Annotated in this window: 26 protein-coding genes; 21 read left to right on the plus strand and 5 right to left on the minus strand. The window is 27.0% G+C overall.

Annotated elements, in window-relative coordinates; genetic code table 11:
* The first annotated feature begins 1 nt into the window (after window position 1).
* From CRV01_RS06650 to CRV01_RS06725, 16 genes are all read left to right on the plus strand, one after another.
* The gene (locus CRV01_RS06650; RefSeq protein ID WP_129007394.1) at window positions 2-421 is read left to right on the plus strand and encodes a ModE family transcriptional regulator; all 420 of its coding nucleotides are present in this window, start codon (window positions 2-4) and stop codon (window positions 419-421) included.
* Complete coding sequence (locus CRV01_RS06655) at window positions 405-779, plus strand: winged helix-turn-helix domain-containing protein (protein ID WP_129007395.1); 375 nt, start codon at window positions 405-407, stop codon at window positions 777-779. Before CRV01_RS06650 ends, CRV01_RS06655 begins: the two co-directional genes overlap by 17 nt.
* On the plus strand, window positions 772-1,743 hold the full coding sequence (locus CRV01_RS06660; RefSeq protein WP_129007396.1) for a cysteine desulfurase: 972 nt from the start codon (window positions 772-774) through the stop codon (window positions 1,741-1,743). Before CRV01_RS06655 ends, CRV01_RS06660 begins: the two co-directional genes overlap by 8 nt.
* Entirely contained in the window at window positions 1,743-2,975 is a 1,233-nt protein-coding gene (locus CRV01_RS06665) for a molybdopterin molybdotransferase MoeA (RefSeq protein ID WP_129007397.1), read from the plus strand. The genes CRV01_RS06660 and CRV01_RS06665 overlap by 1 nt, the downstream gene beginning before the upstream one ends.
* A 15-nt stretch (window positions 2,976-2,990) precedes the next feature.
* On the plus strand, window positions 2,991-3,947 hold the full coding sequence (wtpA, locus tag CRV01_RS06670; protein ID WP_129007398.1) for a tungstate ABC transporter substrate-binding protein WtpA: 957 nt from the start codon (window positions 2,991-2,993) through the stop codon (window positions 3,945-3,947).
* Window positions 3,947-4,933, plus strand: coding sequence for an ABC transporter ATP-binding protein (locus tag CRV01_RS06675; protein ID WP_129007399.1), 987 nt, complete (start codon window positions 3,947-3,949; stop codon window positions 4,931-4,933). Before wtpA ends, CRV01_RS06675 begins: the two co-directional genes overlap by 1 nt.
* Window positions 4,933-5,703: an ABC transporter permease gene (locus tag CRV01_RS06680; RefSeq protein ID WP_129007400.1), complete on the plus strand. Its 771-nt coding sequence runs from the start codon at window positions 4,933-4,935 to the stop codon at window positions 5,701-5,703. Before CRV01_RS06675 ends, CRV01_RS06680 begins: the two co-directional genes overlap by 1 nt.
* A gap of 107 nt (window positions 5,704-5,810) precedes the next feature.
* Window positions 5,811-6,626, plus strand: a complete 816-nt coding sequence (locus tag CRV01_RS06685) for a substrate-binding domain-containing protein (protein WP_129007401.1) — start codon at window positions 5,811-5,813, stop codon at window positions 6,624-6,626.
* Window positions 6,627-6,638: 12 nt separating this feature from the next.
* A complete protein-coding gene (locus CRV01_RS06690; RefSeq protein WP_129007402.1) occupies window positions 6,639-7,334 on the plus strand; it encodes an ABC transporter permease in 696 nt (231 codons plus the stop codon).
* Window positions 7,331-8,353 carry an energy-coupling factor ABC transporter ATP-binding protein gene (locus tag CRV01_RS06695; protein ID WP_129007403.1) on the plus strand — a complete coding sequence of 341 codons (1,023 nt, stop codon included), beginning with the start codon at window positions 7,331-7,333 and terminating at the stop codon, window positions 8,351-8,353. The genes CRV01_RS06690 and CRV01_RS06695 overlap by 4 nt, the downstream gene beginning before the upstream one ends.
* 12 nt (window positions 8,354-8,365) lie before the next feature.
* Complete coding sequence (locus tag CRV01_RS06700) at window positions 8,366-9,037, plus strand: TonB family protein (protein WP_129007404.1); 672 nt, start codon at window positions 8,366-8,368, stop codon at window positions 9,035-9,037.
* A 2-nt stretch (window positions 9,038-9,039) separates the two neighbouring features.
* The gene (locus CRV01_RS06705; protein WP_129007405.1) at window positions 9,040-10,047 is read left to right on the plus strand and encodes an iron ABC transporter permease; all 1,008 of its coding nucleotides are present in this window, start codon (window positions 9,040-9,042) and stop codon (window positions 10,045-10,047) included.
* A complete protein-coding gene (locus CRV01_RS06710; RefSeq protein ID WP_129007406.1) occupies window positions 10,044-10,817 on the plus strand; it encodes an ABC transporter ATP-binding protein in 774 nt (257 codons plus the stop codon). Before CRV01_RS06705 ends, CRV01_RS06710 begins: the two co-directional genes overlap by 4 nt.
* A gap of 1 nt (window position 10,818) precedes the next feature.
* Window positions 10,819-11,706 carry an ABC transporter substrate-binding protein gene (locus tag CRV01_RS06715; protein WP_129007407.1) on the plus strand — a complete coding sequence of 296 codons (888 nt, stop codon included), beginning with the start codon at window positions 10,819-10,821 and terminating at the stop codon, window positions 11,704-11,706.
* A 3-nt stretch (window positions 11,707-11,709) separates the two neighbouring features.
* Complete coding sequence (locus CRV01_RS06720) at window positions 11,710-12,444, plus strand: hypothetical protein (RefSeq protein ID WP_129007408.1); 735 nt, start codon at window positions 11,710-11,712, stop codon at window positions 12,442-12,444.
* A 9-nt stretch (window positions 12,445-12,453) separates the two neighbouring features.
* Window positions 12,454-12,660 carry a molybdopterin biosynthesis protein MoeB gene (locus CRV01_RS06725; RefSeq protein ID WP_129007409.1) on the plus strand — a complete coding sequence of 69 codons (207 nt, stop codon included), beginning with the start codon at window positions 12,454-12,456 and terminating at the stop codon, window positions 12,658-12,660.
* A gap of 26 nt (window positions 12,661-12,686) precedes the next feature.
* Here the strand turns inward: CRV01_RS06725 and CRV01_RS06730 are convergent, their stop codons facing one another.
* The 3 genes from CRV01_RS06730 to CRV01_RS06740 form a co-directional block, all read right to left on the minus strand.
* Window positions 12,687-14,624 (minus strand): TonB-dependent siderophore receptor, encoded by a 1,938-nt coding sequence (locus tag CRV01_RS06730; protein ID WP_129007410.1) that lies wholly within the window; start codon window positions 14,622-14,624, stop codon window positions 12,687-12,689.
* A gap of 306 nt (window positions 14,625-14,930) precedes the next feature.
* Window positions 14,931-16,448, minus strand: a complete 1,518-nt coding sequence (locus tag CRV01_RS06735) for an alpha/beta hydrolase-fold protein (protein WP_164970023.1) — start codon at window positions 16,446-16,448, stop codon at window positions 14,931-14,933.
* Between the two features lie 58 nt (window positions 16,449-16,506).
* Entirely contained in the window at window positions 16,507-18,591 is a 2,085-nt protein-coding gene (locus tag CRV01_RS06740) for a TonB-dependent siderophore receptor (RefSeq protein WP_129007412.1), read from the minus strand.
* A gap of 73 nt (window positions 18,592-18,664) precedes the next feature.
* On the opposite strand from CRV01_RS06740, the gene CRV01_RS06745 reads away from it, so the two are divergent.
* The 3 genes from CRV01_RS06745 to CRV01_RS06755 all read left to right on the plus strand — a co-directional run bounded on the left by CRV01_RS06745 (window position 18,665) and on the right by CRV01_RS06755 (window position 21,750).
* Window positions 18,665-19,393, plus strand: a complete 729-nt coding sequence (locus CRV01_RS06745; RefSeq protein ID WP_129007413.1) for a response regulator — start codon at window positions 18,665-18,667, stop codon at window positions 19,391-19,393.
* Window positions 19,394-19,480: 87 nt separating this feature from the next.
* Window positions 19,481-21,250 (plus strand): histidine kinase dimerization/phosphoacceptor domain -containing protein, encoded by a 1,770-nt coding sequence (locus CRV01_RS06750; protein WP_164970024.1) that lies wholly within the window; start codon window positions 19,481-19,483, stop codon window positions 21,248-21,250.
* A gap of 152 nt (window positions 21,251-21,402) precedes the next feature.
* Window positions 21,403-21,750: a hypothetical protein gene (locus CRV01_RS06755; RefSeq protein ID WP_129007415.1), complete on the plus strand. Its 348-nt coding sequence runs from the start codon at window positions 21,403-21,405 to the stop codon at window positions 21,748-21,750.
* Window positions 21,751-21,831: 81 nt separating this feature from the next.
* Here CRV01_RS06755 and CRV01_RS06760 read toward each other — a convergent pair whose 3' ends face one another.
* Window positions 21,832-22,806: an aldolase catalytic domain-containing protein gene (locus tag CRV01_RS06760; protein ID WP_129007416.1), complete on the minus strand. Its 975-nt coding sequence runs from the start codon at window positions 22,804-22,806 to the stop codon at window positions 21,832-21,834.
* 198 nt (window positions 22,807-23,004) lie between these two features.
* Here CRV01_RS06760 and CRV01_RS06765 point away from each other — a divergent pair, with 198 nt between their 5' ends.
* Window positions 23,005-25,209, plus strand: a complete 2,205-nt coding sequence (locus CRV01_RS06765; RefSeq protein ID WP_129007417.1) for an endonuclease MutS2 — start codon at window positions 23,005-23,007, stop codon at window positions 25,207-25,209.
* 9 nt (window positions 25,210-25,218) lie between these two features.
* Window positions 25,219-26,058 carry a mechanosensitive ion channel family protein gene (locus CRV01_RS06770; protein ID WP_258238337.1) on the plus strand — a complete coding sequence of 280 codons (840 nt, stop codon included), beginning with the start codon at window positions 25,219-25,221 and terminating at the stop codon, window positions 26,056-26,058.
* Between the two features lie 10 nt (window positions 26,059-26,068).
* Here the strand turns inward: CRV01_RS06770 and CRV01_RS06775 are convergent, their stop codons facing one another.
* Complete coding sequence (locus tag CRV01_RS06775; RefSeq protein ID WP_258238338.1) at window positions 26,069-26,608, minus strand: hypothetical protein; 540 nt, start codon at window positions 26,606-26,608, stop codon at window positions 26,069-26,071.
* Between the last annotated feature and the right edge of the window lie 28 nt (window positions 26,609-26,636).

Raw genomic sequence — 26,636 nt, forward strand, 5'->3', positions numbered from 1 at the left:
TATGGGTAAACTTCAAAATATAATCAATCTTGATGAAACACAAAAAGAACTTATCTTATCAAATTTAGATGATAATGGAAGACTATCTTGTCTAAAGGCTTTTAAAGTGGCAAGACTAATTGGGGTAAAACCAATTGAAATGTCAGATGCTTGTAAAAGTATAAATGTAAAGATTACAAATTGTGAACTTGGAGTTTTTGGAAAAATTAAATTTCAAAATGCAGAGAGTGCAATTTATAGCAAAATTAAACAAAACTTTACACAGGATAGTGATGTTTCTTGTAAAACCTTATGGTATATAGCGCAAGAAAGTAGTTTAAGAAGAGTGGGCAATACAGTGAAAAACAGTGATGTAGAAGTAACAAATTGTCAATTAGGATGTTTTAGAGAAAGAAAGGGGCATCGTGAAATCAAAAGTTAAAATTTGGATAGAAGACAATGAACATAATCTTATTTTTGGTGGTGGAAAAACTCAGATACTAGAATTAATTGATGAAACAGGTTCAATATCTGAAGCCTCAAAAAGAGCAGGAATGAATTATAAAAAAGCTTGGTCACATATAAAAGTTTTACAAGAATATATAGATGATGAGCTAGTAATTGTTACAAAAGGAAGAAATTCAGGGGGAACAACTTTAACTCCAAAGGCTAAAGAGTTAGTAAAAAACTTTAAAAAGTTAAATGAAGAGGTTAGTAAATATTCAGAAGAAAAATTCAAAGAGCTTTTCTTAAAAAAAGAGAACATTATTCAATGTTCAAAAGAGAATGAAGATGTATAAATTAAATTTTATTCAATATCCAAGCGTAAATAAAATAGAAGTTGATAAAACACTTTCTTTACAAGCTTTAAAAGATAATGATGAAGCACAAGTTGTTATAGAGGATTTTAAAAAGAGATTTAATTTTAAATCTTTAAACTCATTCTCTTTTTCTGAAGATGGTTTTTTAAGTCTAATGATAAAACTTGGTGGAAAAATTATTGTTTCTAAAGGTGAAAGTCAAGCAATAGTTGATGCAGCAAAAAAATACAAAGATTTAGGTTTTGATATTGAATTTATTTCATTAAAGAAAAATGGTCAATTAAATTATGATGAGATTAAAAATTGTGATTATGCTTTTATCTCTTCATATATCATGGATACTTATGTAAAAGTAGATTTACAAAAAGTAAAAGAGTTATCAGGGGCAAAAATTATTTCAAATGTAAGTGCAACTTTAGATGTAAGTTTTTGTGATATTGCAATATTTGATGCATATAAACTTACTGGTTTTTCTTTTTCTTCAATTCTTTTACATAATGAAGTTTTAGAAGAACAATATTTAGCACTTATTGATATTACTTCTATTGTAACTATTTTAAAAGCAGTTGAAAACTTTACTATCAAAACTAATTATAAAAAAGATTTCCAAATAGCTTTAGAAGAAGAGTTAAACGAAGATATTTACTTCTTTGTTGATTCGAATGAAACTTTAGAATATACACTTCATTTTGGTTTAAAAGGTATCAAAGCTAGGGAAATAATTCGTTCTTTAGCTTTAGGTGGAATTTTAGTTACAAATGGAGAAGGGTGTTCTTTAGGTTTATCAAAGCCATCAAGAGTTTTAAGTGAAATGGGCTACGAAGAGCTTGAAACTAGATGGGCTTTAAGCTTAAGTTTCAAAGATGAATTAACAAGTGATGAAATTAATTTAATAGTAAAAGCAATAGGCAAAAAATATAGACAAATAAAAAGGTTAGGCTAATGAAGAAAACATTTTTAGATTTTAATATAGCAATCCAAAAAGCATTAGAAAATGCAACAGTAACAAAATTTACTGAAGTAGTTAGTATTGATGAAGCATTAGGAAGAGTTCTAGCTAAGGATATAGCTTGTGTTAAAAATCTTCCATCTTTTAATAACTCAGCAATGGATGGTTTTGCAATAAAAGCAAGTGATGCAGGAAAATCATTAAAAGTAAAAAAAGTGATATTTGCAGGACAATCAGTTGATGCTTGTTTACAAGAGGGTGAGTGCTATAAGATTATGACAGGAGCAAAGGTTCCAAGTGATGTAGATACAATTATTCCTATTGAAGATGTAGTATCTTTTGAAGAAAATATAGTAACTATTAAAGAAGAAGTAAAAAAAGGTTCTTCTTTAAGACTTAAAGGTGAAGAAAAAGCTTTAGGTGAACTACTTTTTGAAAAAGCTGACGTTATAACTTCAAGTAAAGTTGCAGTGCTAGCTTCTCAAGGAATTGTTAAAGTTGAAGTATATAAAAAACTATCAATTGCAGTTGTTTCAACAGGAAATGAATTAAAAGAGCCTTGGGAAGAAGCAAAGGAAGATGAAATTTATAACTGTAACTCTTATGCTCTTATTTCTTTTTTACAAGAAAAAGGTTTCAAAGCAGTATATTCAGGTTTAGTTCCTGATAATTTAGAAGAGTCAATTGAGTTTGTAAAAGATTTATCAACTTATGATGTTGTTATCACAACTGGTGGTATTTCTATGGGTGATGCTGATTTTATAGGAAAAGCCTTTTTAGAAAATGAATTAGAAACAATTTTTCATGGAGTAAATATAAAACCAGGTCGTCCAATTATGATGGGTAAAATGAAAAATACTTTTGTAATGTGTCTTCCAGGAAACCCTCTTACAGCATTGGTAAATATGCATCTTTTTGCTATTCCAGTTTTAAATAAAATTCAAGGTAGTAGCTTAATTTATCATGATGTGACAATAGCTAAAAATCAAGAAGAGTTTAAAACAAAAGCAGGACGAGTAAATGTAGTACTAGGAACTTGTGAAAAAGGAGAATATAAAGTAACTAAAAAAAATAAATATGGCTCAGGAATGATTACTGTACTTGATGAGAGTAATTGTATTCTTGTAACAGACGAAAGTACGGTACTACAAAGTGTAGGTGATAGTGTAAAAGTAATCAAGTTCAATTGTTCATACTTAAAAGAACAAACAAATATATTTAATTAAAAAAGAAGGATTTAAATGAAGAAAACATTATTAAGTTTAGGATTAAGTGCAGTATTAGCATCAGCATTAGTTGCAAAAGAGAAAATTGTAGTATTTCACGCTGGAAGTTTAGCAGTTCCATTTTCTGAAATTGAAAAAGAGTTTGAAGCAAAATATCCAGAATATGATGTTCAAAGAGAAGCAAGTGGAAGTAGAGCAGCAGCTAGAAAAATATCAGAAATTGGTAGAGCAGCAGATGTTATGGCAAGTGCAGACTATAAGGTAATTGATAATTTATTAGTTCCTAATAATGCAAAATTTAATGCACAGTTTGCAACAAATGAGATGGCAATTGCTTTTACTCCAAGTTCAAAATATGCAGATGAAATTAATTCAAATAATTGGCCAGAAATCTTTTTAAGAGATGGTGTTAAAGTAGGTCATTCAAACCCAAATATGGACCCTTGTGGATATAGAAGTATTTTAGTTACAAAATTAGCAGAAGAGCATTATAAAATTCCAGGTTTTTATGAAAAACTATTTGGATATGGACAATCTTATAAAGTAGGTGAAGAAGATAAAAATAAAGTTATCGTAAGACCAAAAGAGACTGACCTTTTAGGTTTAATTGAAGCTAATGCATATGACTATTTATATATTTATAAATCAGTTGCCAAACAACATGGATTAAAATATATTACTTTACCTAAAGAAGTTTCTTTAAAAGATAATGAAAATGCAAAATTCTATAAAACTGCAAAATTTGATATTGATGGTAAAAAACCAGGAACATTTATTACTAAAACTGGTGGAGCAATGGTTTATGGAATCACAGTAGCACAAAATAAAAAATCTCCTGCAAATAAAGAAGGAGCTGTTAAGTTTGTAAATTTTGTTTTATCTGAAAAAGGTCAAGAGATTATGAAGAAAAATGGGCAAGGAGTAATTTCTCCTGCAAAAATAACTGGTGATGCTTCAATTATAGGAAAGTAATGAGCTATTTACAGTTAGATAATTTATCAAGCACAATAGATAATTTTGTGCTTGATAATGTGAATTTAAATATTGAAGAGAATGAATATTTTGTACTTTTAGGACAAAGTGGAAGTGGGAAAACAAGACTTCTAGAAACTATTGCTGGATTAAATGATAGTACTGGAAAGATAATATATAAAGATAAAGATATTTCAGAACTACATCCAGAGCAAAGGGAAATAGGTTTTGTGTATCAAGAGTTTGCACTTTTCCCTAATTTAAATGTAGAAAAAAATATTAAATTTTCATCTAAATATAAAAAGGTAGATAACTCAAAAGAGTTATTTGATGATTTAGTAGATTTTTTAAAACTTGGTAACTTATTAAAAAGAGATATTGAAAATTTAAGTGGAGGAGAAAAACAAAGAGTGGCAATAGCAAGAGCCTTGTTTTCAAGACCTAAAATTTTACTTTTGGATGAGCCTTTAAGTGCTATTGATCCAACTTTTAGAAACTCTATTATGAAAAGTTTAAAAGATATTCATAGAAGGTATGATTTAACAACTATTCATGTAACTCATAACTTTAGAGAGGCTTCTTATTTAGCTGATAAAATAGCAATTATTATGAATGGAGAAATCCAACAAGTAGGTAAAAGTGAAGATGTATTAAATCATCCTGCCAATATTGATGTAGCAAAGTTTTTAGGGTTTAAAAATATATTTCCTTCTTCTTTATTAGGCTTTTCTTCCTCATCAAAATTTTTCTCTGTTGATCCAAATATGATACATGTTTCTAAGAAAGAAAAACCAAATTGTGATTACACTTTTATAGGTACTTTAGAGGATTGTATGGGTGTTGTTGATCACTATAAAGTTTTTGTAAATGTTGAAAATCATCAATTTTTTATAAAAATATTAAAAAGAGAATATGAAGGTTGTTACTCAAATGGTGGAAATAGAGTATTTATCGGTTTTGATAAAAAAGATATAGGGTTTATTTAATGCAAAAGAAATCATTTATAGTTTTATTAATTGCCTTGGCTTTTATTATCGTTTTTTTCTTAAGTGTACCAATTTTAAAAATGTTTGTAGGAGTTGGAAGCGATAAACTACTTGAAACAATAAAAGACGGTGAGGTTTTAGCTTCTATTTGGCTTACAATGAAAGTATCAGCTTGGGCAATGATTTTTGTTTTAATAACAGGACTTCCTTTAGCTTATATTATTGCAAGATATAACTTTCCTGGAAGAAGTTTAATTGAATCAATTATTGATATACCAATTATGATTCCTCATACAGCAGCAGGTATTGCTCTTCTTACAACTTTTGGAGATACTTTTTTAGGGGACTTCTTTAAGTTTTTTGGAATTGAGTTTGTAGGAACAGAATATGGAATTATGATTGCTATGATGTTTTTATCTGCTCCTTTTTTAATTAATAGTGCAAAAGATGGTTTTAGAAAAGTAGATGTAAAACTTGAAAAAGTAGCAAGAACTTTAGGTGCTAGTCCTATTTCTGTATTTTTTAGAATCACTATTCCCAATGCTAAAAAAGACATTATTAATGGAGCATTGATGATGTGGAGTAGAGGACTTGGAGAATTTGGTGCAGTAGTAATCTTAGTTTATCATCCAATGACTACACCAGTTTTGATTTTTGATAGATTTAATAGTTATGGATTAAGTTTCTCTGCACCAGTAGCAGCAGTTATTATAGCCTTTTCTGTTGTTGTATTTTTAGCAGTTAGGTTTGTAACTTCAAGGCTAAAATAAATTTAATGAAGGAGAGGTAAATAAGGAAAGAAAAAAATTGTTAGTAGTAGGATTGTTGTCACTTCAGTTAAGTGATTAAGTATAAATAATTATAAAAAGGAAAAAATATGAAAAAAACATTATTAACTTTAGGTTTATCGGCAATATTAGCATCATCACTTATGGCAAAAGATGCTTTAATGATGGCTACAACAACAAGTACTGATAATACAGGATTATTAGACTACTTAGCTCCAAAGTTTGAAAAAGATACAGGTGTTACTTTAAAGTGGGTTGCAACAGGAACTGGAAAAGCTTTAAAAATGGGTGGAAATTGTGATGTAGATATTTTATTTGTACACGCTCCTGCTTCTGAGAAAAAGTTTATTGCAACTGGATATGGTGTTGATAGACATCAAGTTATGTATAATGATTTTATTGTAATTGGACCTAAAAAAGATCCAGCTTCTGTATCTGGAATGACTCCAAGTGAAGCTTTACAAACAATCAAAGATAAAAACGCTAAGTTTTTCTCAAGAGGTGACAATTCTGGAACAAATAAAAAAGAACTTTCTTTATGGAATAATGCAAAAGTTGATACAAAAGAGGCTTCTTCTTGGTATGTTCAAACAGGTCAAGGTATGTTAAGAACTATTAATATGGCTGCTGAAAAAAATGGTTATACAATGACTGATAGAGGTACTTGGATTAAATATATGTCTCAAAAAGGTGATGATAACACTATGAAAGTAGTAGTTGAAGGAGATAAATCATTATTTAATCAATATTCTGTTGTATCAATTAACAAAGAAAAATGTTCAAATGTAAAACCAGAATTAGCTAAAAAATTCACTAACTGGGTTGTAAGTCCTGAAACTCAAAAAACAATTGCTGACTTTAGATTATTAGGTCAAGCACTATTTATTCCTAATGCAGATAAATAAGGGTTTTTATAGATGAATCTTTTTACGGATGGCTTTCAAGAAGCAATACAATTATTAACATCAGGTAATGAATCTGTTTATTCAGCAATTACAACTACAATAACTGTATCTTCTTGGTCTTTATTGATTAGTTTAATACTAGGTCTTCCACTAGGCTTCTTACTAGGGTATTATAATTTCCCTGGTAAGGCCATAGTAAGAACTATTGTCGATACTCTTTTAGCCCTTCCAACAGTTGTAATAGGTTTAATAGCATATACAATGTTATCTCAAGTAGGACCACTTGGTAGTTTAGGTTTACTCTTTTCTCAAGAAGCAATAATAATGGGGCAAATAGTATTAGGATTACCTATCATTATTGCTTTAACTGCAATACAAGTTGAAGCTGTAGATAAAAGACTTTATGTTTCTTTAAAAGGTTTAGGAGCAAGTTCTAAACAGATTTTAATAGCTACTTTAATTGAAGCAAGATTTGGACTTATGACAGCAGCAATGACTGCTTATGGAAGAATTATTACAGAAATTGGTATTTCTATGATGGTTGGTGGAAATATTAAATATCACACTAGAACTGTTACAACTGCAATTGCATTAGAAACAGGAAAAGGTGAGTTTGTTACTGGAATCGCACTTGGATTAGTTTTATTTGTAGTTGCTTTATCTGTAAATATTGCTTTATCTATGTTAAAAAGGAAGTGGAACCAATGAGTAATATTTATGAATTAAAAAATATAGAACAATATTATGATTCAAAAAGAGTATTAAATATAGAAAAACTATCTTTACAGAGAAGTCAAATCATAGGTTTTTTTGGACCAAATGGAAGTGGTAAATCAACTCTTTTTTCTCTTTTATCCTTTATAAATAAACAAACAAAAGGAGAAATAATCTTTAATGGAATAGATAATAAACATTTACCACAAGAGTTAAAACAATCAGTAGTAATGGTTCCTCAAAACCCTTATTTACTAAAAAGAACAGTATTTGAAAATATATCATATGGATTAAAACTAAGAAAAAACATACATAATCTTGAACAAAAAGTACAAGAAGCATTGTCATTAGTTGGATTAGATAAAACTTTTGCAAATAGAAAATGGAGTCAACTCTCTGGAGGTGAAGCTCAAAGGGTAGCATTAGCAGCTAGACTTATATTGAAACCAAAAGTTTTAATCTTAGATGAACCTACAACAGGAGTTGATACAAACTCTGCACAACTTATAAAAGAAGCTATTTTAAGTACAAAACAAAAGTGGAACACAACAATACTTATTTCAAGTCATGATCACAATTGGCTTAATCATATTTGTGATAGAAAAGTAGCTCTTTTTCAAGGGCATTTAGTAGATAGTGGAAATCTTAATTTACTTTTTGCACCTTGGGAAAAAGCAGAAGATGATAAGTTAATTAAATTTTTCCCCGATGGACAAGCATTAAAAATAGAAAATAGTGAATCTAAAAAAAGAGATTCAGTTGTTATGATAGAGTCTAGTGCAATTACTATTTATAGAATAGATTGTAAGGATTTAATTAAAGAAAATACACTAATAGGTGTTATCAACTCAATATCACATCAAAATTCAAATGAACTCTTACTCGTAGAGTTTTCAATTGGAGGAGTATCATTTAATTGTAAAGTAGATAAAAAGACAATGCAAGAACAAAGATTTTTTCCCTCAGATAGAGTTTATGTAAATATTGATACAAACCAAGTTTGTTGGATATAGGTAAATTAAATTATGCAAAAAAAGCTATATATTTTTCTTCTCTTTTCTTTTGTTGCAATATTTCATTTTTTGCTTCTTAATTATGAGTTTAATAAAGAAATTGAATTAAAAAGAAAAAATATTAGCCATGATATTACAGATATAAATCTTGTAAGACTTGAAAAAAAGCAAGAAATTATATCAAAAGCTGAACAAGTTAGAAAAAAGCAAATTGAAGAACAAAAACAAAATGAAGTAGCAGAAAAAGTAATTAAAAACAAAAAAAAGATTATAAAGAAAAAAGGCTTTAAAAAAGAAAAAATAGTAAAAAAACAAATAGAAAAAAATAGTAAAGATAAAATTGACCAAAAAGAGTTAATAAAAAAAGAAAAAGAAAATAGTTTAGAAAAAGAGCATATAAAGCTTTATATAGGATATGTTAGGAGAGTAATAGAAAACAATAAATTTTATCCTAATATTGCAAAGGCAATGAATTTACAAGGTGAGTGCTTAGTAAGATTAAAAATATTAAATGATGGAAAAATTCAAGATATAGAGTTTGAGAAGAAAACAAGATATAAAGTTTTAAATAGTTCCACTTTGAAGATTTTGAAAAATATAGAAAAATTTAAAGCTTTTCCAAAAGAGATTTCAAGAGAATATTTAACTTTACGACTTCCTATTAAATATAGATTAAAAGGTTAAGTTTGAAGAATATTTATATAAAACTATTTTTATTGCTTTTAATAACTGTTTTCTTATCATTAAGTTTAGGTAAATATCCTATAAGTTTTGAGCAAATTATAAACTACATACAAGAGTTGTTATTTTCAAATGAAATAGATGAAAACTTGCAGATGATAGATAATATTATTGTTGAAATAAGACTTCCTAGAGTTATTGCTGCAATATTAATTGGAGCAGCTTATGCTGTATCAGGAGCTTCTTTTCAAGCAATGTTTATCAATCCTTTAGTTTCACCTGGAATATTAGGAGTTTTATCTGGTTCTGCTTTTGGTGCAGCTTTAGCAATTGCATTTTTTGATAGTTGGTTTCTTACTCAATTATTCTCTTTTTCTTTTGGTGTATTAGCAGTAATCTTTGCTATTTTTATAACAATGATTTATCAAAATAGGGCAAATAATAGTTTGATATTAATACTAGGAGGAATAATTAGTGGTTCTACCTTTTCTACCTTGTTATCAATTGTAAAATTTACAGCTGATCCTTATGAAAAGCTTCCTTCTATAGTTTACTGGTTGATGGGAAGTCTTTCATATATTGAACTAAATCAAATTGTTTTGGTATCTATTCCAATGCTTCTTGGAGTTTTAACTCTTATAGGAGTTTCAAAATATTTAAACATTTTGAGCTTCTCTGAAGAAGAAGCAAAAAGTATGGGAGTAAATACAAAACTAATTAGAACTATAGTTATTATAGTTGCTACATTTATTAGTGCGATAAGTGTTTGTTTAGCTGGGATGATAGGCTGGATTGGTCTTATTATCCCTCACTTCGCAAGATTACTTGTTGGAGCAAATAATCAAGTTTTATTACCTACTTGTGCTTTATTAGGAGCGATATTTTTACTTATAGTAGATAACTTTTCAAGAATGCTTTTTGAGTTTGAAGTTCCTATTGGAATATTAACTTCAATAATTGGAATACCAATATTTATTTTTGTGTTAAAAAGTTCAAAAAAGGCTTTACAATGATTGAAGTTAAAAATTTAAGCTTCAAATATGCAGATGATTTAATCTTAGATAATATTAACCTTTCTATTCAAAGAGGAGATGTCCTTGCAGTTTTAGGAGAAAATGGAAGTGGTAAAAGTACTCTTTTAAAACTTATTCTATCATTTTTAGAACCTTTAAAAGGAGAAGTTTTAATAGATAATAAAAATGTTAATTCTTACGAGAAAAAAGCCTTAGCTAAAAAAATAGCCTATGTTCCACAAAGTAGTACTTTACCTTTTTCTTATACTGTTTTGGAAGTGGTTTTAATGGCAAGAATCTCTTATCAATCAATTTTTTCAACATATTCAAATAAGGATAAAGAAATTGCAATTGAAGCTTTAAAACACTTAGAAATAGAAAGCCTAAAAGATAGGATTTTTAGTGATTTAAGTGGAGGACAAAAACAGTTAGTTTTAATAGCAAGAGCTTTAGCCCAAAAAGCAGAAATTCTTATAATGGATGAGCCAAGTTCTAGTTTAGATTATTCAAATGAGTTGATGCTTTTAAATCAAATAAAGAAACTTGCAAAAAAAGGCTTTACTGTTATTCAAACAACACATAATCCAAATCATGCTTTTTATATTTCATCAAAAACATTACTTATAAAAGATAAAAAAGTTTTTGCATTTGGTAAAAGTACTGAGATTCTAACTCAAAACAATATAAATAGTTTATATGATATAAAAGTAGAACTTTACGAAAGCAGCGAAAAAATAAAGTTTTGTATTCCAAAGTTTAATAGGTATTGATATGAAGATAGTTTTTATTTTAATTTTTTATAGTATTTATAGTTTTGCAAATGTTATAAATTGTAATGAATATGAAGGTAATGCTAAAAATATAATAGGACAATCTCCTCCTGTAAATATATTTTTACACTCTTTATATGAAACAAAATTTCCTAATAAAATATCTAAAAAAGATAAGAGATTTTCAAAAATTCCTAGTATTGAAGTATTAGCCAAAAATGGTGTTGAACTTGTACTTTTATATAATTCACAAAGCAATTTTGAGAACTTAGCAAAAAAGTTAAAAAAAGTTAATATTGACGCATGTTATTTAAAACTTCATTCTATATATGATTATATTGATGCTTATAAAACAGTAGGAAAAATAATTAACAAACAAAAAAGAGCTCAAGAAGTTTCTTCATATATAAAAAAAGAGTTAAAGTTTTTAAAAAATATCACAAAGAATATAAAAGATAAAGTAACTATTTATTATGCAAAAGGAGATAATGGTTTAGTAAGTAGTTGTGAAAAATCAGCTCATACTGAAGTTTTTGATTTAATAAAAGCAAAAAATGTAGTTGAGTGTGGCACTTTAGAAAAAAGAAGAGTAACTCTAAATTTAGAAAATTTATTACTTTTAAATCCTGAGATTATTGTAACCGATAATAAAAGGTTTTATAATAAAGTCTTTAAAGACAGTAAATATAGTTTCTTACAAGCAGTAAAAAACAAAAGAGTTTATTTAGTTCCTAAAAAACCATTAAACTATATAGATAGTCCTCCAAGCTTTTTTAAGATTTTAGGAAGTTATTGGGTAGGTAAAAAAGTTTATAAAAAAGAGTTTGAAGAAGTGAACTTTAAAGACAAAAAGACAGAGTTCGAAAGAATATTATTAAATAAGGAATAGATTTTGGAAAGTTTTAAAGCATATATTTGTATTGATGATACAGATGAAATAGGTTATGAAAAATCAACTGGTGAAATTTCAGAAGAGATAAAACAATATATTGAAAACAACTTTGATATTGCTTGTTCTTTAGTTACTCGACATCAACTTTTTTTACATGAAGATATTCCTTACACTTCTCATAATAGTTCTATGTGTTTTACTTGTAATTTAAACCAAGCTCAAAAAGAGCAAATCAAAGAGTTTATAATCTCATATTTAAATAAACATAGTGCTCCTAGTTCTCAGCCTGGGCTTTGTATTGGTTTTGAAAAAGATATTTCAAATAAAAAAGAGCTTATTGAATTTGGTTTAGATGCTAAAAAAAAGGTCTTAACAAAAGATGATGCTTATAAAATGGCCACAAAGCAAGGCTTAGATTTGAGTGAACACAAGAATGAAGGGCAAGGAGTAGTTGGAGCTTTAGCAGGTGTTGCCCTTAGACTTTATGGCTTTGATGGAAGAGTAAAAGGAAAGTTTGACGTAAAAAAGGAGTCTATGAGTGTTGAAGAGTTATTGAAATTTGATTTTATAGATGAAGTTAGGTTTAAAAATAATGACTTAGTTTCAGAAGATACTATTATAAAAACAACACAAGCTTTAAAAACTGTTTTTTTAGACCATAAATCAATTCTTTTAGTTCAAGAGTGTGAAGATGGATATGAGGTTATAAGAAAAGAGAATTTAAAAAGTTATTAAAGGGTATTAATGTTTGAATATATAAATAATAAAAAAATATTTAAATATGGGAAAGAAGGATATAAAGAGGCAATCATACAAGCAATGGATTGTAAAAGTTTTGTTTTGGATAAAGATGAAGATGAACTTATTACTTCAATAGATAAAAACTCTTGCTATAACTGTTTATATAGAAGATGGACCCAAAAAAGCTTCATGTGTATGGTGTCTAAATAAATAGGAGATTATTCTCCTATTTATCTTTAAAAGCTATACTTTAAAGAAGCATAAAATTCTCTGCCTTTTTCTGGATAACCTAAATCATATTCATAGTTTTTGTCAAATAAATTTTCAACGCCAACTTTAAAGCTTAATGCTTTTGAATAAATATATTTTGCATTTAGATTTGTTAATGAAATATTTGATGCTTTAAGATAATCACCTGATACTTCATTTTCTAAATAGAAATCTTTTTTATAAGTATAGTTTGCTTCAAGAATTACACTTTTTACAGGTTTAATATTTGCATAAACATAAAATTGATGTTTAGGAAGTCTTTCAACTTGATCTTCTGAATCTTTTTTTATGTTTGTATATGTATAGTTTAAACCTGCTCCAAATAATGAAGTTTGATAATTAATAGATGATTCAATTCCTTTATATCTTTCATCTGCACTATTTTGTTCTTGTCTCTTTCCATTATCTAAAGTTTTATTTATAATTGCATCTTTAACTTTTGTATAGAATAGGGCATTATTGAATGTAAAGTTATCTACTTTTATTTTATGAGCTACTTCATAGTGTGTTGCAATCTCTGGATCTAACTCTGGATTTGGTATAGCTTTACCTTTTTTGTCAGAGTATCTTTCTTTCATAGTAGGTAAGTGACTTTTTCTAGCTGCAGTAAAACTAACTTGTTGATCTTTAGTAATATCATAAAAGAAACCAATTTGAGGATTAAATGCACTATTTGATTTTTTTTCAACGGCAGTTGCAGTAGTATCAACTTTTGAAGCTCTTGTATAATCATAACTTGCAGAAGTAATAACTTTGAACTTTTCTGTTGCAAAATAGATATCTTCTAAAGCAATAGAGTAAATATTATCAGCTAAGTCTTCTTCTGTATTTGTAATCTTACCTTTTTTGTTAATATTTTCTTCTGTTCCTTTATGAGAATCTTTTTTATAAGAAAATGAAGTCTTTAAGATATGATTTTCTAGAAGTCCAAAGTTTGAGTATTCTAAAGATGTTCCTTTAGTATTATCATCTGAGTCATAAAAACCTTTTGAAGTAGTGTATGTTTCATCTTGAAAATAGTCTGTTTTATATTTATAGTCATTTCTAAAAAGTTTAAATTTAACAGAACTATCAGAAAAAATTTTATTTGCTATAAAATACATTGTTCTTGTGTCCCAAACAGGCCATTTCCAGTACTTCTCATTACTTATTGTTGGATCGATTGTAGAAGGTTGACCTTTTTGTGAATCCATGTAAGAATAACCAAATACATATTCACTTGTATCATCAGGTATAAATCCAACTTTTGCACTTATTGCTTTTTGTTTAGAATCACTATTTTCTCTTTTAGAGTCAGATAAATTAGCATCATTTGATAATGTCCAGTGACTTCTATCTTCAATTGTTCCATTTATTTGATAGTAATATTTTTCTTTTTTTGAACCAAGGTATATATTATACATATGACTTGATTTTTCCCAATCACTATCTGCATTTATTTGAGATGTAAAACTACCTTCAAACTCTTTTGTTGGTTTTTTAGAAACCAAGTTTATTACTCCACCTAAAGTGTTTGAGCCATATAATGATGAACTAAAACCTTTTGCTACATCAATTGAGTCTAGTTGAGTAGTTAAAATTCTAGAATAATCAAATTGTGCATCATAAGGAACATAAATTGGAATACCATCTAAAAACATTCCTATTCTATTTGAGTCAAATCCTCTAATGTTTACAGACTTCTCAACTCTTCCTCCTCTGTTTACTAAAGTTATACCTGTAGTTTTGTCTAAAACTTCAGTAATATCTTTAGATGCAGTATTTTCTAAAGTTTGTGATGAAATTTTGTTTGTATCATATTTCACACCATTGTTATCTTGTATTGAAATTTCTCCAAGTGTAAAGCTACTTTGTGCTAACAAAACACTTGAAGCAATACATGAAAGTAAAATTATCTTTTTCATTTTCTCCCTTTTAATAATTGGTAAAATACTTTTTACTATAAAATATGCTAAAATAGCATATTAAAAAATATAGTCCAATTTTGTGTAGTAAATTGACTATTTAGTAAATTTTTTTTGGTAAAAAAGATTTTACTTTAAAAAGTTTTATAAATACTTAATAAACTAAAATTTAAGTTATATTTTAGTTTGAATAGTAAAATTGACTATTTTATTTTTAAAAAAAAGTTAAAAAAATTTAAGATAATATAAATGAGTTATAAAGATAAAGAGACTTGAAAAGTCTCTTATATCTGTTTTTTTAATCTGTTACTTTTCTAATGCTATTAAACCATCAGCTAAATTAACTTTCCAAGCATAATAATCATGTCCACTTTGAAACTCTTTATATATAAAATCATAACCCTTTGATTCAAGTACTGTTCTTAAGTGTCTATTACTTTCTAAAATATCTATAGAAAAATATCCAGTCTCATAAGTACCAGCATTTAAATAAAACTTAATATCTTTTTTATTTGATTTAGCAATTTGTCTTGTTAACCATTCAGGTTCAGGGTTATTATTAGAGTCTTTCCAAAAAGAACCTGATTGGCTTAATACCTTTCCAAAATATTGAGGATAAGTAAAAGCAACAAAAGCTGAAGCTAAACCACCATAACTAGAACCTGTCAAGGTAGTGTTTTTTGCTTTAAATTTCATATTTGTTTTTTGTTCAACAAAAGGGAGTAACTCTTTTGCCATAAAATCTGCAAATTCCTTATTTGAAGGCAGTTCTAAAGCTCTAGAATTCCTTGTTGGATTATCAATAAAAACAGCAATTGTTGGCTTGATTTTATTTTTATAGATTAAATTATCAAGAATAGTAGGTGTATCAATTTTTACTTGATATTCAACTCCATCAAATACAAAAAGAAGTGTATAGTCTTTTTTTAAATCAAAATTTGAAGGTTTATAAATAGTAATATTTCTAGTATTATTTAATATATCACTTTTAATTTTATAATTTTTTAATGAACCTTTAGGACTATTAGCTTTTACACCCCAGTCTTTATATTCTTTGTCTTTTATTTCAAAAGTTGAATTAGTCATATATTTATCTAACTTTAAATCTTTTGCCATCTTGTAAGGATATTTATTTAAAGGATCCATTTGAGATGTAGCTAAAATAGCCATTCTTTGTTCTCTACTCGTTCCATCAATAGTTGGCACATCAGGTGCAATTTGATATGACATTCTAATACCTTTTTTTACTACAAAACTTTTAAACCAAATATCACTATTTTCTAATCTATTAAAATAAACATGTTCATGGCTTGGTCCCCCAAACAATCTTACATTGTGTTTTGCACCTTGATATAAAAATGTTAAAATTGATTCTTTATCATTTAATGGTTCTACTAAGGGTGTTCCTATTTTTTTAATTTTTTCCCAAAACTCTTTAGTATTTTTATTTGTTAAAAGATTCTTTTTTTCATTTTTGATTATGTCACTTATAATTTCTACTTTTTTATTTTCTTTAAATTTTATAGGTAGAATTTTATCTATGCTTAATTTAAAAGTATTTTCTTTTGACTTATTCTTTAATTTTATATAGAATTTTTGAGAATCATTAGTCACAAATATCAATTTATTTTGAAGTTTATTAGGTTGATCCATTCTTCTTAGAAAATGTTTATTTTTGTCTAATAAGTCTATCCTATCAACTTTAGTACCTAAAATAAAACTACCTCTTATATATGAATTTTTTACTAACTCTAAAGGAAATAAAACTTCTTTATTAGCTTTTATTTTCTTTTCTAAGATAATAGTTTTTGATGATGCAAACATTGATATGTTAAGACATATTATACAAAGAAAAGAGAAGATAAGACTTCTCTTTATTTTTTTAGAATTTATATTCAAGTGACACTCCATAAGATCTTGGTGCTCCATACATTGTATAACCACCTTTCATTAAAGAAGAAAAATATCTTTCATCTGTTAAGTTATTTACATTTAAAGAGATATTTGTATTTTTATTTACTTTATAACTACTCATTAAATTATAAACTACATAACTTTTTTGTGATACATCTTCATATCTACTATCGTATGTTCTACTTTTCCAGTTTGCAGATGCACCTAATTTTAATCCTGTAATTTCTTTTGGAGAATATGTAATAGAAGCATTTAACATTCTTCTTGGTATGTGTCTTGTTACATCATTTTTATCTGCATCTTTAATAGAAAGATTTGTATATCCAATAGAAGTATTAATAGTATCATTAATATCACCAGAAACTTCTATTTCAAATCCTTTACTTGTAACTCCATCTATTGCTCTGAAATAATCTTTACCATTAGGTAATTTACCCATGTTTTCAGCAACATTCTCTTTTTTTGTTTCAAATAAAGCAAAAGAACTATTTAAAGTTCCATCAAAAAATGAAAATTTAAGTCCAACTTCATAGTTGATACCTTCTTCTGCATCTAGCTGATCTCCATTTTTATCAATATTATTTTGAGGGTTATAAGTCGTAGTATAACTCATATAAGTAGATATATTATTAGTTATTTTATATACAAAAGAAAGATATGGAGTTAAAATAGAAGTATCTTTTTTTGTATATGCACCATTCCAAGCAGTTCCTTTTTCATCATAATTTGCTATTTTACTTCCAATTAACAAACTAAGATTATCAAGTATATGAAAATTTGTTGCTGCACTAAAAGATAACTCTTTTTGTATATAATCTGTATTTTCAAGTGCTGAAAAGTCATAATTTCTAGCTGGTGTTGAACCATCCCAAGTACTTAAGTCTATAGGATATTTTGTTACTTCTGTTAATCCCTTTCCTGTATATTTATGTTTTGTGTAATTTGTATTAAAAACAACTTCATGTTCTTTATCAAATAAAGAATATTCTCCATTTAAAGTAAGGTCTAAAGAGTTAGTTTTATACTCATCATCGGCATAAATATTTGCCCAAATTATTCCAGGATCTAAAGTAGACACATCATTATCTTGTTCATTATTATTATATGAATAAGTAGATTTTAATTTCCATTTATCAGATAGTATAGACTCTAATTCTAAAAATGCATTGGTTGTCTTAGTATTTCTATATGACCAGTCTGAACTTGGATTTACTGATATGTCATATTTTTTTTCTTGTAATTCTCTACTATCAAATCCTCCATGTTGTGAACCATTATTTTTATCTTCAACTCTTGTTAATCCAAATGTCAATGTATTATTATCATTAATATCTCCATCAATTATTGCAGAAAAAATAGTTGACTTAGTATCTCTTCTATCTAAATAAGAGTCTGCTTTTTCATATGCTGCTAATACTCTTGCTCTTATAGTTTTTGAATCATTTAGAGAACCTGAAACATCACCTTCTATTCTTCTTTTATTCCAAGAACCACCAGATATTTTTGTACTTGCTTGGAAATCTTTTGTAGGTCTTTTTCTAACCATATTAATAGTAGCAGATGGATCTCCATGATTACTAGTAAGTCCTGTTGCTCCTCTAGTAACTTCAACATGATCATAAAGAAACATGTCCATATCACCATAAATATACCCATTATTACTGGCACCCACTCCATCTATTAAAAAGTTAGTTATATTAAAACCTCTTGAAGTATATCTTGTTCTATCACTTTCAAGTTGTTCTACTTCGATTCCTGTTGTATTATTTAATACATCATTTATAGTGTTTAAATTAAAATCTTTCATTTGTTGTTGAGTTATAACTGATACACTTTGTGGTGTATCTAGTATTGATAGATTCATTTTTGTTGCAGAAGACATTGAATTTATAGTATAAGAATTGCTATTTTCTGTCATTCCATCATCATTTGATATAATATCAATTGAACCCAATGATGTATTATTTTTATTTATTTTGTCATTTGCAATTAAAGTATTACTTAGTGCAATTATTGCAACAAACGATAACAACGATTTTTTAGAAAAAATCATTTAATCTCCTTTTAAATTGATACTGAGTATCATAACCAATAAAAATGACAATGAAATAACTTTAGGAAAAAAATTGACAAAAATTCCAAATTTTATGCAAAAAGAAATAGATATATTAATTGTAGAAGATGAAACACTTTTAGCAATGGGAATGAAGTGTATATTAAACGATTTCAATTATAATGTAAGTGGAATAGAAACAACAGGAAAAAATGCAATTGAACATGTAAAAAGGAATCAACCAGATTTAATTTTAATGGACATTCATTTAAAAGATTCTATGAATGGAATAGAAACAGCAAAATATATATGGCAATACTATAAAATTCCAATAATATTCTTAACTTCATATGGTGATTCAAAGACGGTAAAAGAAGCAATGATTTGTGAACCTTATGCATATTTACTTAAACCTTGTCGAGATGAAGAGATAAGAGCTACAATAGAAACAACAATACATAAACATAATTATTTCTTTAAAAATAAAGAAATAATAGGAAAAGAGAAAAATACAAAGACTATCTTTTTAGAAGACAATTTCTCCTTTGATAAATTAAAGGGTATATTATATAAAGAGGGCAAGGCTCTAAAACTGACAGGAAATGAAGTGAAACTGATACAATTATTAAGTGATTATCCAAAAGAACCTGTAAACTTCAATTATATAAGCACTTATATTTGGAGAGAAGAAGCTTATGATTTAGCAAAACTTAGAACTTTGATTTATAGACTAAAAATAAAAATTGGAAGTAATCTTATAGAAAATGTATTTGAATTAGGATATAAATTAAAAATAAAATAGATGCTTAAACTTAATCTTAATTCATTAAATACAAAAATCTTTATTAGCTTTATATTATTAGGACTGTTTTTATTAAGTCTTTTATTAATGCAACTTATACCAAATATGCAAAATGAACAAAAAAAACAGATCTTAAATGAAATTGAGAATATTATATATTTAACTACTCAACAAGTGATTCTTGCAGAAAAAGCAATCAAAAATAATGGGATTATTAAAAGAGATAAATTAAAATCTATTATGGAACTTGAAGCAAATAAAATATATAACAATATCAATAGATTAAGTGATATAGAAAAATTATCAGCAATTACATATAAGACAAATAATAAAGAGGCTTCATTTAATATTACAATTTTAGATAAAAATAAAAATGTAATCTTTCAAGTGGAAAAAGAAGATTTTAGTCAAATAAAAGACAAACTAAGAATAGATGATTTTCTAAGATATGATGAAAAAAATGAATATGTTTGTTCTTCTGGAATTAGAAAGTTTTTTTATACAAAGAAATTGACTGATACAGATAAATATTTTGTATTATCTTGTGATATTGATAAAATGCCAATTAAAGGCAAAGGACTTGAACTAAATATTAAAGCTGATATTCAAAGTAGCTTTTCAAGGCTAGAAAGATTTCATAAGGGAAAGACTTACCTAATGTGGCTAAATATTAAAAATGCAAAAGAGAATAAAGTTTTATATAATAAAAATGATAATTCAGAATATAATACAAAATATTGTTTAAGCAGATTATCAAAATTTAGATTTCCAAAAACTGGACTTCTTACTGGAAAAGAAATCTTAAATGCAATAGATAAAGAGCCTATAAAACATCTTCTTGACTCCTCTGAAGATCCAGGTAACTATGTTTATCCTACTTTAACTTGGGTTAGATTAATAAGTGGTGATAGCAATGAAAAGTTTCTTTATATAACTTCAGTATATGAAAAAGATTTTATTCAAAATATAGACTCTTCTTTATTGAAAGTTTTACCAGCTGTGATTATCTCTTTTATTATTGCACTAATAATTGGTGCTTTTTTATTTAGAAGATTATTTAAAAGTATAAATATACTTACACATACTTCAAAGCAAGTAAATGAAGGTAAGTTATATCATAGAAATAATTTAAAAGGGAATGATGACATAGCAATGTTGGCAAACTCTTTTGACAAAATGTTAGATTCTTTAGAAAAAAATATTAATGACTTAGATAAAAAAGTTGAAGATAAAACAAAACAATTGAGTAATTCTTTAAAAGAAAAAGAAACTTTGCTAAAAGAGATTCATCATAGGGTAAAAAACAATTTAGCCATCACTATAAATTTAATTAAATTAGAAAAATCAAAAATCAAAAATAAAGACACATTAGATTCTCTTACTAATATCCAAGAAAGAATTTTCGTAATGGAGCTATTACATAGAAAACTATATGAATCAGAGAACTTAAGCTTTATTTCATTAAAAAAATATATAAAAGAACTAACAAAAGATATTGAGCTTAGTTACAATAAAACAAATTACATCAAAATAAACAATCACATTGATGATATAAACATGGATATTGATAATGCACTACCTTGTGGAATTATCATAACAGAGTTAATTACAAATTGTTTCAAGTATGCATTTAATGGTAAAAATGGTGTAATTGATGTATCTTTTAAATGTATTAATAATAAATGTTATTTAACTGTTAAAGATAACGGTATAGGCTTAGATAAAAATATTGATATAAATAATACCGAAACTTTAGGTTTACAGATTATTTCAAATATTGTAAAAGGGCAGTTATTTGGTGAGTTTAAATATTCTTATCATCATGGTTCTAAGTTTGATATAATTTTTAATATATAACTCCTATAATACTTTTTTAAAATAAGAATATTAAAATAGAATTAATTTTAACAGATATAATATATACTATTATATTAAAATAAGGAAATTTAAGTAAAATAAACTTTACTTATTTACTAAAGTATTTGAAGATATAAAGGGTTATTGTAAAAATGAATTTAAAAGTCAAGTTGTGGATTGAAAACAAAAATAGAAACCTTATTTTTGGGGATGGTAAAAATTTGATCTTGCAATATATTGACTCTACTGGTTCTATTAGTGAAACAGCAAATAAACTTTCTATGTCTGAAGATAATATTTTAAAGCACTTAAGAATTTTAGAAGATAATAATAGTAGTGAAATGGTATTAAAGATACAAGGATTGAAAAAAGACTCAAAAGCATCTTATGTTTTAACTCCTGAAGCTAGAATGGTTTTACAAACCTATCAAATTTATCAATATGATATTAATAAGTTTGCTCAAGAAAAGTTTAAAGAAATTTTTAAAGACTTTATTTAATAATAAGTTTGAACACATAAAAAAAGGCTAGTAAAATTACTAGCCTTCTAAAGATTTTGCTATTTTTATTGAATTAAAAAATTAACTATACTCTTCTGTTAATTTATCATAAAATTTAACGTATTCAGTATCACCTTCATCTCTAGCTTTCATAGCTGGTCTTGGATGTTCATTTAAGTGACCTGTAATGATGTACGGTACACTTGGACCCCAGTCTAACTCCTTTTCTAAAGCAACCATATGTTGCTCAATAAATTTTAATACAGGAGCTAATTTATATTTTGGATTTTTTAAGAACCCAAGTAGTAATTCCATAGCACAGTTTCCTGCACCTCTTCCTAATCCACAAACTGTAACATCAAGGTAGCTAGTTCCATAAATCATAGCTTCTAATGTATTAGCATATGCAAGTGTTAGGTTATTGTGTGCATGGATACCAACTTTTTTACCAGCTGGTTTTGCAAATGATAAATATTTTGCTGTTAGTTTATTTATTTGTTCTGGATAAAAAGAACCAAAGCTATCTGCAATATAGATTACATCTACATTTGTTTCAGCAAGTTGTGTTAAAACTTCTGTTAACTCATCATCAAATGATTTTGAAATAGCCATGATATTACATGTAGTTTCATAACCTTTTGCATGGAAATCTTCAATTAACTCAATAGCTTCTGGTAGTTGGTGAATATATGTAGCAATTCTAATCATATCTACTACTGATTCAGACTTTGGTGGAATCTCTTCTTTTATAGTTCTTCCAACATCTGCCATAGTAGCAATTTTCATATTAGTATTGTTTTCACCTACAATTCTTTTAATATCCTCTTCTTTACAGAAGTTCCAAGCCCCATACTCATCTTCACTCATAACAGTTGGTGATACGTTTTTACCGATTTCCATATAGTCAATTCCAGCTGCAACACACATTTCGTAGTGAGCTTTTACAAATTCATCAGTAAAGTGGTAATTATTAACAAGTCCACCATCTCTTATAGTACAGTCAAAAACTTTTACGTCTTTTCTAACCGAAAGTATAGAACCTTTTCTTTCTAACATAATATATCCCTATTTCTTAGTAATTAAATGTGACAAGAATAATACCTTAAAGTTATAAAAAAAGTTATTAAACACTCTTAAAACTCACGTCTTTCTTGACCTTTGTAACTTTTTGGTGACATTGAGTCTCTAATTATTAGCAATTACATTAAAATATTATTTATAAAATAATCAATGCTTTTAAGATATAATGCGCCTATGAATGAAATATTAAAAAAATTAGATTTAGTAGAGTATATAGACTCTTTTTCAAAACTTTTTGCAAGGCAGAAGCCTGTAGTGTTAGAAGGTGATATCAATCTTCACTTTAGATTAATAAATGAGCTTTCAAATTTTGAAATAAAACAACCAGTAAATGTAGAAAATTTAGATACACAAATAATTCATATTCAAAAACAAGGTATTTTAAAATCTTATGAAATATATGAATTTATAAAAATCATTAATTACTTTTTATATCTAAAAAAATTCTCTTTTGAAGGAAAACTAGAAGAGTGGATAGAAAAAATTATTATTCCCGAAGAGCTTATAAAAATTTGTGATTATTTTGATGAAAAAGCAAAACTAAAACATGGTATTGATGAAGATTATGACAGAGTAGTTGAAGCAATAAAACAGAATAAACAAGAGATAAAACAAAATCTTTATAAAACTATAAATTCAAGTAAAATTAGATCTTATATGGTTGACTCTCAAGTTCATTATATAAATGGTGAAGAGTGTTTACTTGTAAGAGGTGGTTTTAATCATGTTTTAAAAGCACAGGTTTTAGACAGGTCAAACTCTGGATTCTTTTATGTTTTACCACATAGTGTTAGTACTTTAAAACAAAAACAAAATGATTTACAAAATAAACAAGAAGAGATTTTATTAAAACTTTGTAAACAAATCACTTCTACTTTTGAAAAGCATTTACTATTTTTAAAGTTTATAAATAAAGAGTTTGATAGGTTTGATCATTATCAAGCAAGACTTCATTTTGCAAAAATTGGTGATAAAAACTTTATTTTACCGAATAAAAAAGGTAAAAATAGACTTGTAGAGTTTAAGCATCCAGCACTTCATGAGCCAAAACCTATTTCTATTGATTTTAGCAAATCAGTTATTATGATTACTGGTGTAAATGCTGGTGGTAAAACTATGATGTTAAAATCCATTTTAAGTGCAGTGTTTTTATCTAAATATTTACTTCCTTATAATGCTCACCATGAGACAGAAATTGGAAATTTCAAATCAATTCAAGCAGTTTTAGATGATCCACAAAGTGTAAAAAATGATATCTCAACTTTTGCAGGAAGAATGGTAGAGTTTTCTAAACTATTCTCTAGTAAAGGTGCAATTGTTGGAGTGGATGAAATAGAACTTGGAACAGATTCAGATGAAGCAGCAAGTCTGTTTAAAGTGATAATTGAAGACTTAATTCAAAAAGATATGAAGATTATTATAACAACTCACCACAAAAGACTTGCAGCACTTATGGCATCAAATGAAAATGTTGAGTTAATAGCAGCTCTTTATGATGAAGCAAATCAAAAGCCAACTTATGAGTTCTTACAAGGAACTATTGGTAAATCATATGCCTTTGAAACAGCTAGTAGATATGGAATTCCTCATAATGTAATCAAAAGAGCAAAAGAAGTTTATGGGGAAGATAAAGATAGGTTAAATGAACTTATAGAAAGAAGTTCAGCCTTAGAAATTGAGTTAAAACAAAAGATTGCAAAACTTGATGAAGAGATAAAAGAGCATGAAAGATTAAATAGAAATCTAAAAGATACAAAAGAGAGTCTAGATAATCATATTTTCATGGAAAAATCAAAACTTCACAAAGAGTATAGAGATGCAAGAGATGAAGCTAAAAAAGCAATTAAAGCAAAAATCTCTAAAGAGGGACATAGACACTTAAACACAGCCCATGAAAAAGCTTCACAAATTAAAACCCAAAAAGTTAAAGATGTTGAGGAGAACTTAAAAGAGGGTGATAGAGTTAAATATAGAAACTCTAAAGGAGTTATTATCTCAATCAAAGGTAAACGTGCTTTCATTGAAAATGAATTAGGTATGAGACTTCAAGTTCCATTAGTTGACCTTTCAAGAAGTGGAAATCCTCCTAAAATAAAACAAAAACCAAAAGCAACTGTAACAGTTCAAAAACCAGATTCTGGTCATGTAAAACTAGACTTACATGGACAAAGAGTAGAAGAGGCATTAGAAAACTTAGATAAGTTTATTTCTGACTCTTTAATTGCAGGATTTGATGAAGTTTTAGTTTACCATGGTATTGGTACTGGAAAATTAGCAGCAGCTACAAAGAAGTATCTTGACAAACATCCAAAAATAAAAGCATACGAAGATGCCCACCCAAGTAGTGGTGGTTTTGGTGCAAAAGTTATAAAACTATAAGGGAAAAGTATGGAACAAATGGAACAAGAAATCCAATCAATACAAAAAGTATATAACCTTTTAATAGAGTTTTTTATGAATTATAGTTTCCAAATTATTGGTGCTATAATTATCTTAATACTTGGATTTTTTATAGGTAAAAAAGTATCTCAAGCTGTACAAAGACTTTGTGATAAAAATAATTTGGATGTTACTCTTACAAAGTTTATAGTAAATACTGTAAAGTTTGCAATTATAATTGGTGCAATAATAATTGCAGTTGGAAAACTAGGTATTACATTAACACCCTTTATAGCTGGTATTGGTGCTGCTTCACTTGGTGCAGGACTTGCTTTACAAGGAACTTTATCAAACTATGGAGCAGGGCTTTCTATAATTATTACTAGACCTTTTATTGTAGGAAATACGATTACAGTACAAGATGTGTTTGGCGTCGTTGAAGAGATAAAGTTAGGATATACAGTACTTTTAACAGAAGATGGAGAACAAATCACAGTTCCAAATAAATATATTATTGGAGAGGTTATTGTTAACTCTTTTGATTATAGAATTGTTGAAGCAACTATTGGAGTTGCATATAATAGTGATATGGATAAGACTATCTCTTTAATTTTAAATGAGTTAAACAAGTTTGAAGAGTATATTTCAAAAGAGGCTAAACCTCAAGTTGGAATAAAAGAGTTTGGTGACTCTTCTGTTAATATTGAGTATAGATATTGGGCAAAAACAAATAACTATTTTGAGACACAATACAAAGTAAATTTTGCTATTTTTGAGACTTTAAAGAAAAATTCTATCGAAATTCCTTTCCCTATAAGAGATGTATTTATTCATGAAAAAAAAGCATAAAATAGATTTTCTATTTTATGCTAATAAATGATTTAAATACACATTCTATTCTATTTTTTATGTCACTTCCATCTTGTTTCATATAGTCAGTTTGTATCTTATAAATTTGTTTTTTATTAATTTTGAATTCAAATACTAAATAACCAGCGTAAAGTTTAGCTTTTTTATTTTTTTTGCCTTTATCTTCTTTGTCATTTTCATATATATAATAATCTATTTCAAGTTTCTTCTTTGAATCTTTATTTGAAGTAAAATATAAGCTAAGAACTTCACTTACTTCTTTTTGTAATTCATTTTTAGAATAATAATTGATTAAAACTGACTTCATAATCTTTGAGTACTCAATATCTGAAATTATTTCTATATTTTGTGATTTTAGTAGTTCAATAGCTTCTTTAATTTTTTCTTTATTTGAGATTTTTTCAAAAGTAGTTGTTTTTTCTTGGCAAGTTAATCTTTTTGATTTGATAGTTTTTTTATTTACTTGTTCATATATTCCATAAGCAAAAAATAGAGCAATAACAAAGATAAGTAATAGTAGTTTTTTCATAATAATATTCCTTTAAATGATACATTAA

It is taken from the genome of Arcobacter sp. CECT 8983 (assembly GCF_004118855.1).
Lineage (GTDB): Bacteria > Campylobacterota > Campylobacteria > Campylobacterales > Arcobacteraceae > Halarcobacter.

Excerpts from the sequence above, each read along its gene's own strand:
- CRV01_RS06760 (WP_129007416.1), bottom strand. The coding sequence starts at position 22,806 with ATGTTAGAAAGAAAAGGTTCTATACTTTCGGTTAGAAAAGACGTAAAA.
- CRV01_RS06755 (WP_129007415.1), top strand. The coding sequence starts at position 21,403 with ATGAATTTAAAAGTCAAGTTGTGGATTGAAAACAAAAATAGAAACCTT.
- CRV01_RS06765 (WP_129007417.1), top strand. The coding sequence starts at position 23,005 with ATGAATGAAATATTAAAAAAATTAGATTTAGTAGAGTATATAGACTCT.
- CRV01_RS06700 (WP_129007404.1), top strand. The coding sequence starts at position 8,366 with ATGCAAAAAAAGCTATATATTTTTCTTCTCTTTTCTTTTGTTGCAATA.
- CRV01_RS06695 (WP_129007403.1), top strand. The coding sequence starts at position 7,331 with ATGAGTAATATTTATGAATTAAAAAATATAGAACAATATTATGATTCA.
- CRV01_RS06680 (WP_129007400.1), top strand. The coding sequence starts at position 4,933 with ATGCAAAAGAAATCATTTATAGTTTTATTAATTGCCTTGGCTTTTATT.
- CRV01_RS06725 (WP_129007409.1), top strand. The coding sequence starts at position 12,454 with ATGTTTGAATATATAAATAATAAAAAAATATTTAAATATGGGAAAGAA.
- CRV01_RS06710 (WP_129007406.1), top strand. The coding sequence starts at position 10,044 with ATGATTGAAGTTAAAAATTTAAGCTTCAAATATGCAGATGATTTAATC.
- CRV01_RS06665 (WP_129007397.1), top strand. The coding sequence starts at position 1,743 with ATGAAGAAAACATTTTTAGATTTTAATATAGCAATCCAAAAAGCATTA.
- CRV01_RS06675 (WP_129007399.1), top strand. The coding sequence starts at position 3,947 with ATGAGCTATTTACAGTTAGATAATTTATCAAGCACAATAGATAATTTT.
- CRV01_RS06660 (WP_129007396.1), top strand. The coding sequence starts at position 772 with ATGTATAAATTAAATTTTATTCAATATCCAAGCGTAAATAAAATAGAA.
- CRV01_RS06730 (WP_129007410.1), bottom strand. The coding sequence starts at position 14,624 with ATGAAAAAGATAATTTTACTTTCATGTATTGCTTCAAGTGTTTTGTTA.
- CRV01_RS06775 (WP_258238338.1), bottom strand. The coding sequence starts at position 26,608 with ATGAAAAAACTACTATTACTTATCTTTGTTATTGCTCTATTTTTTGCT.
- CRV01_RS06770 (WP_258238337.1), top strand. The coding sequence starts at position 25,219 with ATGGAACAAATGGAACAAGAAATCCAATCAATACAAAAAGTATATAAC.
- CRV01_RS06715 (WP_129007407.1), top strand. The coding sequence starts at position 10,819 with ATGAAGATAGTTTTTATTTTAATTTTTTATAGTATTTATAGTTTTGCA.
- CRV01_RS06750 (WP_164970024.1), top strand. The coding sequence starts at position 19,481 with ATGCAACTTATACCAAATATGCAAAATGAACAAAAAAAACAGATCTTA.
- CRV01_RS06650 (WP_129007394.1), top strand. The coding sequence starts at position 2 with ATGGGTAAACTTCAAAATATAATCAATCTTGATGAAACACAAAAAGAA.
- CRV01_RS06690 (WP_129007402.1), top strand. The coding sequence starts at position 6,639 with ATGAATCTTTTTACGGATGGCTTTCAAGAAGCAATACAATTATTAACA.
- CRV01_RS06740 (WP_129007412.1), bottom strand. The coding sequence starts at position 18,591 with ATGATTTTTTCTAAAAAATCGTTGTTATCGTTTGTTGCAATAATTGCA.
- wtpA (WP_129007398.1), top strand. The coding sequence starts at position 2,991 with ATGAAGAAAACATTATTAAGTTTAGGATTAAGTGCAGTATTAGCATCA.
- CRV01_RS06735 (WP_164970023.1), bottom strand. The coding sequence starts at position 16,448 with ATGTTTGCATCATCAAAAACTATTATCTTAGAAAAGAAAATAAAAGCT.
- CRV01_RS06685 (WP_129007401.1), top strand. The coding sequence starts at position 5,811 with ATGAAAAAAACATTATTAACTTTAGGTTTATCGGCAATATTAGCATCA.